The organism is Pigmentiphaga sp. YJ18 (assembly GCF_038066655.1).
Lineage (GTDB): Bacteria > Pseudomonadota > Gammaproteobacteria > Burkholderiales > Burkholderiaceae_B > Pigmentiphaga.
On sequence record NZ_JBBUKU010000006.1, the window covers coordinates 47,002 to 61,960 of the forward strand.

The following is a 14,959-nucleotide window of genomic DNA, read 5'->3' on the forward strand; positions in this document are numbered from 1 at the left end:
GATCTCTAGCGGGTTGCCTGGGCTGCGGCCGGCGTGTCGAGCCAGTCGACCTTGGCCATCCTGCGGACGATCACGAACTCGTCGCGGTTCGAACCCACCGTGCCGTAGTAGTTCAGGCCGTACGAAAGATGGGCGTACCCGCCTATCATGTGCGTGGGCTTGAGCACGATCCGCGTCACCGAGTTGTGGATGCCGCCGCGGGTGCCTGTGATTTCCGACCCCGGCGTGTTCACGATCTTCTCCTGGGCGTGATACATCATCGTCATCCCCTGCGGCACGCGCTGGCTGACCACCGCGCGCGCCACCAGCGCGCCGTTGACGTTGTACGCCTCGATCCAGTCGTTGTCGGCGATGCCGGCCTTCGCCGCGTCGATCTCGGACATCCAGAGGATGGGGCCGCCCCGCGACAGCGTCAGCATGAGCAGGTTGTCGGTATAGGTCGAATGGATGCCCCATTTCTGGTGCGGAGTCAGGAAGTTCAGCACCAGTTGCGGATTGCCGTTGTCGCGCGGGGCCTCCAGCATGGGCCGGATGGAGCCGGTATCCACGGGCGGCCGGTAGGTACACATGGCTTCGCCGAAGGCGCGCATCCACGCATGATCCTGGTAGAGCTGCTGCCGGCCCGTCAGGGTGCGCCAGGGTATGAGTTCGTGCACGTTGGTGTAGCCGGCGTTGTAGCTCACGTGCTCGGACTCCACGCCCGACCACGTCGGCGACGAGATGATCTTGCGCGGCTGCGCCTGGATGTCGCGATAGCGGATCTTCTCGTGCTCGCGCGGGGCCGCCAGGTGGGTGTGGTCGCGCCCCGTGACGGCCGACAGCGCCTCCCAGGCCTTGACGGCCACGTGGCCATTGGTCTCCGGGGCCAGGGTCAGGATGGCCTCGGCCGCGTCGATGTCCGTGTCCAGGCGCGGCAGGCCGTGGCTGGGGCCGCTTTCGTCCACCGCGTAGTTCAGCTGCGCGAGCAGGTCGCACTCGCTGTCCGCGCTCCACGAGATGCCCTTGCCGCCCACGCCGAGCTTGCGCGTCAGCGGGCCGAGCGAGGTGAACTGGCGGTACAGCTCGGGATAGTTGCGCTCGACCACCGTCATCGACGGCATGGTCTTGCCCGGCACGGGTTCGGTCTCGCCGCGCTTCCAGTCGCGCACGCCATAGGGGTCGCCCAGCTCTCCCGGCGTGTCATGCTGCAGCGGCGTCAGCACCAGGTCCTGCGCGGCCGGCAGCTCGTCCCGCGCGATGCCCGAGAAGGCCGCGGCGATGCCCTTGTAGATCTCCCAGTCGCTGCGCGACTCCCAGACCGGATCCACCGCCGCCGACAGCGGGTGGATGAAGGGATGCATGTCCGAGGTGTTCAGATCGTTCTTCTCGTACCACGTGGCCGTGGGCAGCACCACGTCGGAATACATGCAGGTGGTGGACATGCGGAAGTCCAGCGTGACCAGCAGGTCGAGCTTGCCCTGAGGCGCCTCGTCGCGCCAGGCGACTTCGTCGGGCTTCTGCTGGCCGGTCTCGCCCAGGTCCTTGCCCTGCACCCCGTGGCGCGCGCCCAGCAGGTGCTTGAGGAAATACTCGTGGCCCTTGCCCGAGGACCCCAGCAGGTTGGAGCGCCAGACGAACATGTTGCGCGGGAAGTTGTCGGGATGGTCGGGGTCCTCGCAGGACATCTTCAGGCGCCCCTCGCGCAGCGCCTGCACCACGTAGGCCGCCGGCTCCTGCCCGGCCGCGCGCGCGGCCCGGACGACCTCGAGCGGATTGGTCTGCAACTGCGGCGCGGACGGCAGCCAGCCCATGCGTTCGGCGCGCACGTTGAAGTCGATCATGGTGCCCTGGAACTGCGCCGCGTCGGCCAGCGGCGACAGGAGATCCTGCACCTTCAGCTTCTCGTAGCGCCACTGGTCGGTGTGCGCGTAGAAGAACGAGGTGCCGTTCATGTGCCGCGGCGGGCGGGCCCAGTCCAGCCCGAAGGCAACGGTGGTCCAGCCCGTCTGCGGCCGCAGCTTCTCCTGCCCGACGTAGTGGCACCAGCCCCCGCCCGACTTGCCCACGCAGCCGCACATCACCACCAGGTTGATGATGCCGCGATAGGCCATGTCCATGTGGTACCAGTGATTCAGGCCCGCGCCCAGGATCACCATGGACCGGCCCTGCGTCTTGTCGGCGTTGTCGGCGAACTGGCGCGCGACCGTGACGACGTCGTCGCGCCGCACGCCGGTGATGCGCTCCTGCCAGGCCGGCGTGCCGGGCACGTCGTCATCGTAGGACGCCGCCACGTTGCCGCCGCCCAGGCCGCGGTCCAGCCCGTAGTTGGCCATCAGCAGGTCGTATACCGTCACCACCAGCGCCTCGCCCTCGCGGGTCGCCACCCGCCGCGCCGCCATGTTGCGCAGCAGGACCTCGTCGTGGTCGGTGCCCTGGAAATAGTCGTGCTGGGCCCCGCCGAAATAGGGAAAGGCCACCGGCACCACGTCGTCGTGGCTGCCGACCAGTGACAGTCGAAGGCTGACATCGCCGCCCGAGGCGTCGCGGGACTCCAGGTTCCACTTGCCCTGGTCGCCCCCTTCCTTCTGGCCCCAGCGGAAGCCAACCGAGCCCAGCGGCGCGACCAGCCGCCCCGAGTGCTCGTCGATGGCCACGGTCTTCCAGTCCGGATGATTGGTTTGGTCCAGCGCGTCGGGCAGGTCCGCCGCCCGCAGGAAGCGCCCGGCCACGTAGCGGTCGCCGTGGCGCTCCAGGCAGACCAGGAAGGGCATGTCGGAATACCGGCGGCAGTACTCGCGGAAATACTCGCTCTTGCCGCCCAGGTGGTATTCCTTGAGGATGACGTGCCCCATCGCCATCGCCAGCGCGGCGTCGGTTCCCTGCTTGGGATGCAGCCAGATGTCGCCGAACTTCGAGCCTTCCGCGTAGTCCGGGAAGATCGACACGATCTTGGCGCCGCGGTAGCGTGCCTCGACCATGAAGTGAGCATCGGGCGTGCGCGTCTGCGGCACGTTCGAGCCCCACATCATGATGAAGCTGGCGTTGAACCAGTCCGCGGATTCGGCCACGTCGGTCTGCTCGCCCCAGGTCTGTGGACTGGATGGCGGCAGGTCGCAGTACCAGTCGTAGAAGCTCAGGATGGTGCCGCCCAGCAGCGAGAGATAACGGCTGCCGGCCGCGAAGGACACCATGGACATCGCGGGGATGGGCGAGAACCCGACCACCCGGTCGGGGCCGTAGCGCTTGACGGTATACGCGTTGGCGGCGGCCACCAGTTCGTTGGCCTCGTCCCAGGTCGTGCGCACGAACCCGCCCATGCCGCGCATGGACTTGTACTCCGCCGCCAGCGCCGGCGTAGTGCAGATGTGTTCCCAGGCCTGCATCGGCGCCATGGTCTTGCGCGCCTCGCGCCACATGCGGGCCAGGCGGCCGCGCAGCATGGGGTACTTCAGGCGGTTGGCGCTATACAGATACCAGGAGTACGACGCGCCGCGCGAACAGCCGCGCGGTTCATGATTGGGCATGTCCGGCCGCGTGCGCGGATAGTCGGTCTGCTGCGTTTCCCAGGTAACGATGCCGCCCTTGACGTAGATCTTCCACGAACAGGAGCCGGTGCAGTTCACTCCGTGGGTCGAGCGCACGATCTTGTCGTGCTGCCAGCGGTCCCGGTAGGCGTTCTCCCAGGACCGGTCCTCCTGGACGACGGTGCCGTGGCCGCCGGAGAACGATTGCTTGATCCGGCTGAAATACTTGAGGCGATCGATCAGGTAACTCACCGCGGTACCTCCAGACGTCGTCGACGGCCATGGGCCGGCTGGGCGGAACGGCAAGGCGGAAAGAGCGGGGGGTGCGATGAAGGCCGCACGAGCGGTCGTGCGGGCCTACGTTAACAAGTGTTTCGATCGATAGTCAACGACATGCGGATGTCAGCCGGCCAGGCGCTTCAATCCATCCGGCACTCCTGCGCGAAGGAGTCGCGGCTGCGTTCGAAGATGACGCCCTTGCTGGAAAGCGCCGCCTTCCCGTCCTGGTTCTTGACCACGTCCACGCGATAGAACGGCGAGATCGGGAACTGGTTGGTGTTGAACGCGAAGTACCCGCGCACCGACTGGAAGTCCGCCGCCTTCAACGCCGCGCGGAACGCCGCCTTGTCGTCGACATTGCCGCCCGTGCGCCGCAGCGCCGAGGCGATCAGGCGCGCGGCATCGTAGGACTGGGCCGCATACAGGGAAGGCTCGCGGCCGTACTTCTTGCGGAAGGCGCCGGCGAACTCGCGGTTCGCCGCATTGTCCAGGTCCGGCGCGTAGGGCGAACTCGTGACCGCGCCCAGGGCCAGGTCGCCCAGGGCCGGCAGCGTGGAGCCATCGATGGTCGAGACCGAGATCATCGGGATCTTCGTCATCAGGCCGGCCTGCTGGTACTGCTTGGTGAAGTTCACTCCCATGCCGCCCGGGTAGAACGTATAGATCGCATCCGGCCTGGCCGCGGCCAGGTTGGAGATCTCCACCGAATAGTCCGGCTGGTTCACGCGGCTGAAGGCCTCGCCCAGGATCTCGCCCTTGTAGGTGCGCTTGAACCCCTCCATGGCGTCCTTGCCCGCCTGGTAGTTGGGCGCCAGCAGATAGACCCGCTTGAAGCCCATGCGGTTGACCAGTTCGCCGGCCGCTTCGTGCAACTGGTCGTTGTTCCACGAGGTCGAGAAGAAAAAGGGCGAACAGCCCTTCCCCGTGATCGGCGTCGGGCCGGCGTTGGAGCCGACCAGGAAGACCTTGCCCGACGTGATGGGCCGATGCACGGCCATCATGACGTTCGAGAACACGATGCCGGTCACGATGGGGACCTGGTCCCGCACCATCAGCTGGCGCGCGATCTGCACGCCCTTCTCCGGCTTCATCTCGTCGTCCTCGCGCAGGACCTTGACCTCGACGCCGCCCAGCCGGCCGTTCTCCTGGTCCACGGCCAGCATGAAGCCGTCGTACTGGTCGACGCCCAGCGCCGCGCCAGGGCCCGAGAAGGTCGACAGGAAACCGATCTTCACCGGCGCCGCCGCGGCGGCGCCGCAGGCGAACAGCGCGGCCAGAACGAGGGATCGCGATACGTGCATGGTCATGCTCCTGCTCCTGGAGTGTGGCCGGCTTCGGCCTGGGTTTCCGCCGCGATCATCCGCTTGACCGCGCGCCGCATGTGGATCCGGGCGGCGTCCGAGACGATGTCGATCAGGCCCTGTTCGCCGCGGTCGGCCAGCATGGCCTGCTGGGCCTCGACGATGGCCTTGTCCTCGCGGAAGGCCGTGTCGATCTCGTGGAACAGCGCGTCGGTCGCGGCGGGGTCGTCCTGCCGGTAGCCGTTGGCCGCCGACCAGAAATAGAAGCAGGTGGTCTCGGTTTCCGGCGTCAGCCCGTGGAAGATGCGCAGCGAGAAGCCCGGCTGGTCGCGGTTTTCCACCGCGCCCTTGCCGCTGTCTATGCCGCCGGTCCATTGCAGTACCGCGCCCGGCGCGATGTACTGGAACTCCATCCACCGGTCGATGCGGTCGGCCAGGGACACCGCCTTGGTGTAGGTGGGAGGCGGTGCGGAGTCCATCAGCCAGCGGATGAAGTGCAGGCCGTCGTCGGCGGGCGTGACGGTCATCCTGGCCTCCACATGCGCCTTCGGATTGCCGCCTATGGTGTTCTTGTGGACGAAGGCCAGGTGGGTCAGGTCCATCAGGTTGTCCACCAGCAGCATGGAGCTGGCCTTGACGTGATAGACCTGGCACTTGTGCGGCCACGCGGCGTGATCGTTGTGGAAGGGGTAGGAGACGATGCGGGCGGGATCGGCCTGCTGCGGCTCGCCCAGCCATATCCACACCAGCTCGTCCTGCTCGACCACCGGGAACGACTGCACCCTGGCCTTGGGTGGAATCGAGGCCTGGCCGGGAATCCGGACACAGGCGCCCGCCGCGTCGAACACCATGCCGTGATAGCCGCACTCCAGGCCCTCCGGCACGACCTGGCCGAACCGCAGGGGCGTGCCGCGGTGGCAGCACCGGTCGAGCAAGGCAGCCACCTTGCCCGTGCCCGGATCCCGGAACAGCACGACGGGCACACCGCACAGGGTGCGGGAGAAGGGCGCGGCCTCCACCTCGCTCGCCCAGGCGGCAACGTACCAGGCATTCTTGACGAACATTTCGCCTCCTTTGGCGGACGATGGGGAAACTTTTTTACGGAATCATGTTCTTTATTTTCCAATCAGCGTATACGTAAAATTTGAATAAGACAATTTTTTGCTTATTTATTACGCATAAACCCCTATTTTTGTATACGCAACGTATTCGAAAAACGGAAAATGAAGGTTCTGGACCATAATGGCCGCTTCCCTGCCTCACGCTCTCACATGGACATCGATCCCAACCTGTCGCAAACCGAAAGAGCCGTCTACGGACTGCGCGGCCTGATCGTTCAAGGCAAGCTCAAACCCGGCGACCGGGTGCTGGAACAGGCGCTGGTCGACGCCTTCGGCGTGTCACGCACGCCGGCCCGCGCCGCCATGCAGCGCATCAGCGAGGAAGGACTGATCTCCCTCCAGCCCTCGGGCGGCTATGTGGTGTCCAGCTTCACGGAAGACGACGTGTTCGACGCCATCTCGATCCGCGGCACGCTGGAGGGCATGGCGGCGCGGATGGCCGCCGAAAAAGGCGCGCCGGCGCGCGTCCTCAAGGCCATGCACGAATGCCTGGAAGAACTGGATGCAGTGGTGGGATCGTCCGATGTCGCCGGGCGCCAGAACGACTACGTCGTCCTGAACGACCGGCTGCATGACCTGATCTGCGGCGCCGCGCAAAGCCCCATGGTGGCCCGGGCGCTCGAGCGGCTGGTGGCCATTCCCTTCTCGGTCAACAATTCGTTCACCAACGTTCCCGCGTCGGCCGAGGCCAGCGTGCGCGACATCCTGCGCGGCGCGCAGGAGCAGCACCGCAACATCGTCGACGCCATCGAGAACCGGGAAGGAACGCGCGCGCAGGCGCTGATGATCGAGCATTCGCGCTCGACGTGGAAATACCTCAACCTGATGCTGCACCTGCCGGAGCCGGTCGCGCTTCCCGGCGGGCTGGAAGCCGCGCTGCGCGCCCGCCGGACCTGAGGGCGGGCGCACAGCGCCTGCCTACAGGGCGCGGTCGCCCAGGCCGACCTTGGCGTAGATCTCGTTGACGTGCCGCTTCACGTCCTCCGGCGTGTCGTCGGTGGCGGGCTTGTGCGCCCAGCCGGCCTTCTCGCGCGCGTAGCGGCCGATGACTTCGTCCTGGTCCGAGGTCGCGCCGCTGATGCCGTAGGCACCGACCATCTCGTCGCCCTTGAACACCGGGGCGCATCCGCCCGAGGCCACGACCTGGCCGTTGGTGAACACCGAGGCGTTCATCAGCATCTGCGGATTGCGCTCCTTGAACCACTGCTGGATGATCAACCCGTCCTGGAAGCGCGGGCTCATGGAGCGGAACGCGGCCACGGTATAGGCCTTGCCGCGCGCCGTGTCGGGGGTGATGAAGCCCGCGTCGTCCATGCGCTCGAGCGCGATCAGGTGCCCTTCGGCGCTGACGACCGCGATCGACACCGGCACGCCCATCTCCAGCGCCTTTTCCTGCGCCGCGCGCATGAATTCCCGGCATTCGGCCAGTTGGATTCTTGCCATGCTTGTCTTGCTCCTGTGGTGATGATGAGGCCCGCTTGGGGTTATTCCAGCTTGACGCCCGCCGCCTGCATGACCTCGGCCCACTTGTCGACCTCGGCCCGGATGTAGCGGGCGGTTTCCTCGGGACCGGCCTTGAACGGTTCGATGCCTTGCGCGCGGAACTGTGCCCGCAGGTCAGGCGTATCGAGCGCGGACTGGATGGCCGCTGACAGCCGCCGCCTGACCGCATCGGGAGTCCCCGCCGGCGCCGCCAGGCCGAACCAGACCGAGGTGTCGAAGTCCTTCAGTCCCAGTTCCGACAAGGTCTTCAGGTCGGGCAGCGCGGCGATGCGGTCCTTGCTGGCCGCCGCCAGCGCCACCAGCTTGCCGGACTGGATGTGCGGCAGCGCGGTGGACGCGGGCGCGAACATGATGGCGACCTGGCCGCCCAGGAGGTCGGCCATGGCCGGCGAACTGCCCCGATAGGGCACGTGCAGCAACTGCACGCCCGCCTTGCTGGCGAACAGTTCTCCCGCCAGATGCGGCGAGGTGCCGTTGCCCGACGAGGCGAACGTGATGCCGCCGGGCCTGGCCTTGGCCGCGCGGATCAGGTCGTCCACCGACTTCAGGTTGCGGGACGGGTGGGCGACCAGCACGTTGGGCACGTTGCCCACCAGCCCCACCGGCGCGAAACTCTTGACCACGTCCACCAGATCGGGGTTGCGCGAACTGGAATTGATGGCGTTGGCGATGGTGACCACGAACAGCGTGTAGCCGTCGGCGGGCGCACTGGCGGCGGCGCGCGCCGCGATGTCGCTGCTCGCGCCCGGCCGGTTCTCGACCACGACGCTCTGGCCCAGTTCCGCCGCCAGCTTGCCGGCGATCAGGCGCGTGCCCACGTCGGTGGAGCTGCCCGGCGGAAAGCCCACCAGGATCCTGATGGGCTGGGAAGGATACTTGTCCTGCGCGCCGGCCGCCGCCGGCACGCACGCGGATGCGGCCACGCAGAACGCGGCCAGCCATGTGCGGTGATTCATCGTGTCTCCCTGGACTGGGGCCGGTCCGCCCGGCCGCTCTCATGACGGATGGCCGTATTACACGATCGGCTCACTTATAATTCAAACGAATATTTCTTATCCAGAAATGAGCTGATCTCATGAATTTGACGGTGCGTCAGTTGCAAGCCTTCGTGCTCGTCTCGCGGCTGGGCAGCTTCACCAAGGCCGCCCACGCCATGCACGTCACGCAGTCGGCGCTCAGCCTGCTGGTCCGCGAACTGGAGACGGGACTGGGCACGCGCCTGGTCGACCGCACCACGCGCAGCGTCAGCGTCACCGCCGTCGGCCGGGAATTCCTGGCCAGCGCCGAGCGCATCCTGGACGACATCGGCCACGCCATCGCCAACGTCGACCAATGGGTGGCGCACCAGCGCGGACGCGTGGTCGTGGCCGCGCCGCTCGTGCTGTCCGGCACCCTGCTGCCGCCGCTGGTCGCGGATTTCAGGGCCGGCCACCCCGGCATCGAACTCGTCTTGAAGGATTCACTGCCCGACGAAGTGCTGCCGCAGGTCCGCAGCGGCGCGGCCGACCTCGGCATAGGCACCTTCCGGCGCACCGAGGCCGAGTTGCAGCACACACAGTTGTTCGAGGAATCGCTGGTCGCGATATTTCCGCTGGACCATCCATTCGCGCGCGCGCGGCGCCTGCCCTGGCGCCGGCTGGAACAGGAACGCGTGCTGACGCTGCCGCGCGGCAGCGTGTTCCGCGAGCTGGCCGAGCGGGGCTGCAACGCGGCGGGCATGGCGCTCGATCCGGCGGGGGAAGCGACCTACGTCGGCACGCTGATCGGATTGGTGTCGGCCGGGCAGGGGGTGGGTATCGTGCCCGGCTACGCGACCGCGCTGGCCGACCGGCGCGTGATCGCCTGGAAACCGTTGCAGGACCCGGTCGTGCGGCGCGAAGTGTCGATCGTGCACCGCGCCACCGTGGCGGTCTCGCCGGCGGCCCAGGCCTTCATGGATTTCGTCCTGGGGCACGCCGGCATCCGGCGGCTGCGCCGCGCGTCCGCCAGGGATTGACGGGCGGGAACGTTCAGTCCGCCGCGCCGTCGTCGAAGCGCGCGAGCAGCCGCGTCAGCAGCGGCTTGATCGCCCGCAGTTCCTCCAGGTGCGCCGCCGACAACTCCTCCAGCAGTTGTTCGGCATGCGCCGTCAGCACCAGCCGCACCTTGCGGCCGTCGTCGGGATCCGCCATGCGCGCGACCAGGTCCATGCGCACCAGCCGCCCGGCCAGCTCGGCGGCCGAATGCGGCCTGATCAGCAGGCGCTCGGCGATCTCTCCCACGTACAGCCCATCGCGTCCCGGCGCGCCCTTGATGGCGAGCAAGGCCTGGTGCTGCTGCGGCGCCAGGCCGATCGCGTGCGCGGCGTCCTCGCTGAACGCGATGAAGCGGCGCAGGGCGTAGCGGAACTCGGCCAGCAGCGCATAGTCGGCGGTCGACAGGCTGGGTCGCGCGCCGCGCGACGAGGAAGCGGCTTTCTTCACCGGGGCATTCTAATATATGTCGTGGTACGATATATATGGCCGCCCCATGTCCGGGGCGCCCTCTTCCCTTCCCTCCTTCATCATGTCTCATTCCGTTCCCGCTTCCCGGCTCGGCGATTTCACGACCGACCGTCGAGTCCTGCTGCTCATGGCCCTGGCCGCGGCCATCGGCCTGTGCAGCGTCGGCGCCGCATGGCTGCTGCTGCGGCTGATCACGCTGTGCACCAACCTGGCCTACTACGGCCGCCTGTCGCTCGAAGACCTCCCCATCGCCGGCACGCCGCTGGGCTGGACCACGGTGTTCGTGCCGGTGGCAGGCTGCCTCATCATCGGTTTCATGGCGCGCTACGGTTCGGAGAAGATCCGCGGCCACGGCATCCCCGAGGCCATGGAAGCCATCCTGATCGGCCGCAGCCGCATCCAGCCCAAGGTGGCGGTGCTCAAGCCGCTGTCGTCGGCGATATCGATCGGCACCGGCGGCCCGTTCGGCGCCGAAGGACCGATCATCATGACCGGCGGCGCCATCGGCTCGCTGCTGGCGCAGATGGTCCACATGAGTTCGGCCGAGCGCAAGACGCTGCTGGTGGCCGGCGCCGCGGCGGGCATGACGGCCATCTTCGGCACGCCCGTGGCCGCGCTGCTGCTGGCGGTGGAACTGCTGCTGTTCGAATGGAAGCCCCGCAGCTTCCTGCCGGTGGCGGTGGCCGCCGTGGTCGCCGCCGCCGTCCGCCCGCTCGTGATGGGCGGCGCGCCGCTGTTCCCCTATGCCGGCTCGGTCGATGTCTCGGCCGCGCACGTGGCGGCCTTCGCCGCGCTCGGCATCGTCGCCGGACTGGGATCGGGCGTGCTGACGACGCTGGTCTACGCCGCCGAAGACGGCTTCGCCAAGCTTCCCTTCCACTGGATGTGGTGGCCCGCCATCGGCGGTCTCGTCATCGGGCTGGGCGGCCTGATCGAACCGGCCGCGCTGGGCGTGGGCTACGACAACATCCGCCACCTGCTGGCCGGCGACCTGGCGCTGCACGCGGTGCTGCTCCTGCTGGCGGTCAAGGTCGTCATCTGGGCCGTGGCGCTGGGCTCGGGCACCTCGGGCGGCGTGCTGGCCCCGCTGCTGATCTTCGGCGGCGCGCTGGGCGCCCTGGCGACGCCTGTCATGCCGGAAGCCGCGCCCGGCTTCTGGGCCCTGCTGGGCATGGCGGCGATGATGGGCGGCACCATGCGCGCGCCGCTCACCGCCACGCTGTTCGCCGTGGAGCTGACCGGCAACTTCGGCGTGATGGTGCCCGTGCTGACTGCCTGCGCGTTCGCCTACGGCGTGACGGTGCTGCTGCTCAAGCGCTCCATCCTGACCGAGAAGATCGCCCGCCGCGGCCATCACATCACCCGCGAATACCACGTGGATCCGTTCGATCTCGTGCGGGTGGCCGACCTGATGACGCGGCAGGTGGAAACGCTGCCGGCGTCGATGACGGTCGGCCAGGCCGTGGAGCATTTCACGACGCTGGAGCGCCGCCACACCAGCTATCCCGTGGTGGACGCGCAAGGCGTGGTGGTGGGCGAAGTCACCCGCGCCGACAGCCTGGCCTGGACGGTGGAACAGGAAGACCGCGACCAGCCCATGGGCGAACTGCTGGCCGACCGGGAACTTCTGGTCGCCTATCCGGACGAACTCGCCAGCCAGTTGGCCGACCGCATGGCGCTCGCGGGCGTTGGGCGCGTGCCCATCGTCGACCGCGCCGGCGGAAAGCTGGTGGGGCTCGTGGGCCGCAAGGATCTCCTGCGGCTGCGGGCACTGCGCCTGGCTGAAGAGCGCGATCGCATGGCCTATTTCCGATGGAACGCGGACGCCGGTCGCCCCCCCACTCAGGACATCCGCTAAGACATGCCCATATCGAAGATGGCGGCGGCGCTGGTCTGCGCCCTTTGCACCGCCACCGCCGCCGCCCAGCCCGTACCCGTCCCCGCCCTGTCCGCCCGCGCCTGGCTGCTCCTGGATGCCACCAGCGGCCAGGTGCTGGGCGCGCACGATCCGGACAAGCGCATCGAGCCGGCCTCGCTCACCAAGATGATGACGGCCTACGTCGTGTTCCAGGCGCTGCGCGACCACGCCGTGGCCCGCGACACGCGGGTCACGGTCTCGACACGGGCCTGGAAGGTGGCGCCGGGCAGCTCGCGCATGTTCCTCGAACCCGGCAAGCAGGTCAGCGTCGACGAACTGCTGTACGGGCTGCTGGTACAGTCGGGCAACGACGCCGCGATCGCGCTGGCCGAGGGCGTTGCCGGGTCGGTCGAGGCCTTCGTCGCACGCATGAACCAGGAGGCCGGAGAAATGGGCCTGGCCTCGACCCACTTCTCCAACCCCCACGGCCTGCCCGATCCGCAAACGTATTCGACCGCGCGCGACCTGTCCGTGCTGGCGGCCCGGATCGTGCGCGACTTCCCCGACCTGGCGGGCACCTACGACGCCACGCGCCAATACACCTACAACCGCATCACGCAGCCCAACCGCAATCGGCTGCTGTGGCTGGACGCCAGCGTGGACGGCATGAAAACGGGCCACACGGAGTCGGCCGGATACAGCCTGGTGGCGACCGCGCGGCGCGCCAGCGCCGGCGTGCAGCGGCGGCTGGTCTCGGTCGTGGTCGGCACCGCCTCGGATCGCGACCGCACCCAGCAGAGCCGCGAACTGCTGGAATGGGGCTTCCGCAATTTCGAAACGGTGCGGCTCTATGCGGGCGGGTCCCCGGTCGGCTCGCCGCGCGTCTGGAAGGGCGCCCGCTCGACCGTGCCGATGGGCTTCCAGCGCGATACCTACATTACCGTGCGCCCGGGCGCACGGATCGAACGCACCCTGCATCCGGCCTCGCCGCTGATCGCGCCGCTGGCGGCGGGACAGCGCGTGGGCGAGCTCGAGGTGCGCGTGGACGGCGAACCGGCCCGGCGCCTGCCGCTGGTCGCCCTCCAGCCGGTGCCGGCGGCATCGTGGTTCGGCCGTACCTGGGACGGACTGCGCCTGTGGCTGCGCGGCCTGGGCGCCTGAGGCGCGCACGGATTTTGCAACGGATGTCTCGCATGGTAGGCTGGGCAAAAACAAGGCAGCGGGCCACGCAGTCCCGCTCCATGGCAGATGACATCCGTTCCAGCGCAGTCCCCTTCATCCGACACGCCGGCCGGCCATGCCCGGCGCGGCGGAACGATCTCGATACGCGTCGGCCTGCTCGCCCTGGTCGTCGTCTGCACGCTCCCCGCCACGCTGGTCGCCGGCCTGGCCGTGTACGAAACCTATGCGCTGCGCAAGACGCGCATCTATGAAACAACCATCCTGACCGCCCGCAGCGTGGCCGCCGACCTGGACCAGGAACTGGAAAGCATCGGATCCGGCCTGCGCGTGCTGGCAAGCTCCACCGATCTGGTGCGCGCGGACCTGGCGTCGTTCCACCGGCGGGCCATCGAGGCGCTGAAGTACCAGGACATCGATCGCTACGTCCTGACGGACATCAGCGGCAACGAGGTGCTGGATACCTCGCAGTCCTATCCCGGCGCCCTTCCCCTTCCGACCAGGCTGCCCGACCTGCCGCAGGTCTCCAGCGGCGGCAGCCATCCCCTGGTCGCAAGGCTGGGCCCGCCTCGGCATGGCCGTGGCCTCACGATCATCGTCGGCGTACCCGTCCTGATCGACGACGAAGTCCGCTATCTGCTCTTCGCCGACCTCGGCTCGGATCGCCTGAGCGCGCTGATGAACCGCCATGCCCTGGGCGAAGGCTGGGTGGCCGCGCTGCTCGACCGCGACGCGACCATACTCGGCCGGACCCGCGACGAGGCGCGGTTCGTCGGCCAGCGCGCCGTGTCCTCGCTGGCCAACGCGGTGCGAAGCGAGCGCGAAGGCACGCTGCAAAGCCTGACCAAGGAAGGCATCCCCGTCCTGACGGCGTTCAGCCACCTGGCCACCACCCAATGGACGATCGCCGTGGGCGCTCCCACCGCCGCCTTCACGGGGGATCTCTACCGGGCCATGGCCTGGGTGGTCGGCGGCGGCCTGCTGGCCATCCTGCTCGGCCTGGGCGTGGCATACCGGCTGGCGCGCCGGATCGAACAGGCCGTGGGCAACCTCGTGGAACCCGCCCTGGCGCTGGGCGTCGGCCATCGCATCGGCGTGCCGCCGCCGCACTTCAAGGAAACGGCGGCCGTGGCCGAGGCCATCGAACACGCCGCCGATACGCTCGAGCACGCGCGCCAGCTTGCCTATTACGACCCGCTTACCCAATTGAGCAACCGGGTCCTGTTCGCGGAACTGGCCCGCCGCGCGATCGCCGCCGCGCAGCGGTCCCAGGCGTCGCTCGCCCTGGTGGCCATCGACCTCGATCATTTCAAGACCGTCAACGACGTCCACGGCCACGGCACCGGCGATACCGTGCTGCAGATCGCCGCGCGCCGCATGGCCGACGCCATCCGCCATTCCGACGTGGTCGCCCGCTACGGTGGCGACGAGTTCATGGTGCTGCTGGACGGCGCCGGTCCCGCCGCCGCCGAGGCCGTCGCCAACAGCCTGGTGGCGGTGCTGTCCGAGCCCTATCCCGGCGTCTCGCCCAAGGTCGGCGCCTCGGCGGGCATCGCGGTCTTCCCGCACTCCGGCACGTCGCTGGAAGAATTGATCAGCCGCGCCGACGCGGCGCTATACGCCGCCAAGTCCCGCGGCCGCAACCAGGCCGTGCTCGACCCCGACGCCGGCGAACGGACACGGGAACGCCCCTTGTTCTGAACCTCCTTACATCCGGTTGCCGGCGCGGCCG

The 14,959-nt window shown here is 68.3% G+C and carries 11 protein-coding genes; 5 read left to right on the forward strand and 6 right to left on the reverse strand.

What is annotated here, in order from left to right:
* Positions 1-5: 5 nt before the first annotated feature.
* The 3 genes from WKR98_RS26995 to WKR98_RS27005 form a co-directional block, all read right to left on the reverse strand.
* Complete coding sequence (locus WKR98_RS26995) at positions 6-3,755, reverse strand: nitrate reductase subunit alpha (RefSeq protein ID WP_341435171.1); 3,750 nt, start codon at positions 3,753-3,755, stop codon at positions 6-8.
* Between the two features lie 167 nt (positions 3,756-3,922).
* The gene (locus WKR98_RS27000; protein WP_341435172.1) at positions 3,923-5,089 is read right to left on the reverse strand and encodes an ABC transporter substrate-binding protein; all 1,167 of its coding nucleotides are present in this window, start codon (positions 5,087-5,089) and stop codon (positions 3,923-3,925) included.
* Complete coding sequence (locus tag WKR98_RS27005; RefSeq protein WP_124691014.1) at positions 5,086-6,147, reverse strand: aromatic ring-hydroxylating dioxygenase subunit alpha; 1,062 nt, start codon at positions 6,145-6,147, stop codon at positions 5,086-5,088. The genes WKR98_RS27000 and WKR98_RS27005 overlap by 4 nt, the downstream gene beginning before the upstream one ends.
* A 207-nt stretch (positions 6,148-6,354) precedes the next feature.
* Here WKR98_RS27005 and WKR98_RS27010 point away from each other — a divergent pair, with 207 nt between their 5' ends.
* Entirely contained in the window at positions 6,355-7,101 is a 747-nt protein-coding gene (locus WKR98_RS27010; RefSeq protein WP_161567914.1) for a GntR family transcriptional regulator, read from the forward strand.
* A 21-nt stretch (positions 7,102-7,122) separates the two neighbouring features.
* Here the strand turns inward: WKR98_RS27010 and WKR98_RS27015 are convergent, their stop codons facing one another.
* Both WKR98_RS27015 and WKR98_RS27020 read right to left on the reverse strand, forming a co-directional pair.
* A complete protein-coding gene (locus WKR98_RS27015; RefSeq protein WP_124691016.1) occupies positions 7,123-7,647 on the reverse strand; it encodes a GlcG/HbpS family heme-binding protein in 525 nt (174 codons plus the stop codon).
* Positions 7,648-7,688: 41 nt separating this feature from the next.
* A complete protein-coding gene (locus WKR98_RS27020; RefSeq protein ID WP_124691017.1) occupies positions 7,689-8,663 on the reverse strand; it encodes a tripartite tricarboxylate transporter substrate binding protein in 975 nt (324 codons plus the stop codon).
* A gap of 119 nt (positions 8,664-8,782) precedes the next feature.
* On the opposite strand from WKR98_RS27020, the gene WKR98_RS27025 reads away from it, so the two are divergent.
* Positions 8,783-9,703: a LysR family transcriptional regulator gene (locus WKR98_RS27025; RefSeq protein WP_341435173.1), complete on the forward strand. Its 921-nt coding sequence runs from the start codon at positions 8,783-8,785 to the stop codon at positions 9,701-9,703.
* Positions 9,704-9,716: 13 nt separating this feature from the next.
* Here WKR98_RS27025 and WKR98_RS27030 read toward each other — a convergent pair whose 3' ends face one another.
* On the reverse strand, positions 9,717-10,169 hold the full coding sequence (locus WKR98_RS27030) for a MarR family winged helix-turn-helix transcriptional regulator (protein ID WP_238160166.1): 453 nt from the start codon (positions 10,167-10,169) through the stop codon (positions 9,717-9,719).
* 82 nt (positions 10,170-10,251) lie between these two features.
* Between WKR98_RS27030 and WKR98_RS27035 the strand changes: the two genes are divergently transcribed.
* The 3 genes from WKR98_RS27035 (at position 10,252) to WKR98_RS27045 (ending at position 14,928) form a co-directional block, all read left to right on the forward strand.
* The gene (locus WKR98_RS27035; protein ID WP_341435174.1) at positions 10,252-12,048 is read left to right on the forward strand and encodes a chloride channel protein; all 1,797 of its coding nucleotides are present in this window, start codon (positions 10,252-10,254) and stop codon (positions 12,046-12,048) included.
* A 3-nt stretch (positions 12,049-12,051) separates the two neighbouring features.
* Positions 12,052-13,209: a D-alanyl-D-alanine carboxypeptidase family protein gene (locus WKR98_RS27040; RefSeq protein WP_341435175.1), complete on the forward strand. Its 1,158-nt coding sequence runs from the start codon at positions 12,052-12,054 to the stop codon at positions 13,207-13,209.
* Between the two features lie 87 nt (positions 13,210-13,296).
* The gene (locus WKR98_RS27045; RefSeq protein ID WP_341435176.1) at positions 13,297-14,928 is read left to right on the forward strand and encodes a sensor domain-containing diguanylate cyclase; all 1,632 of its coding nucleotides are present in this window, start codon (positions 13,297-13,299) and stop codon (positions 14,926-14,928) included.
* The last annotated feature ends 31 nt before the right edge of the window (positions 14,929-14,959 follow it).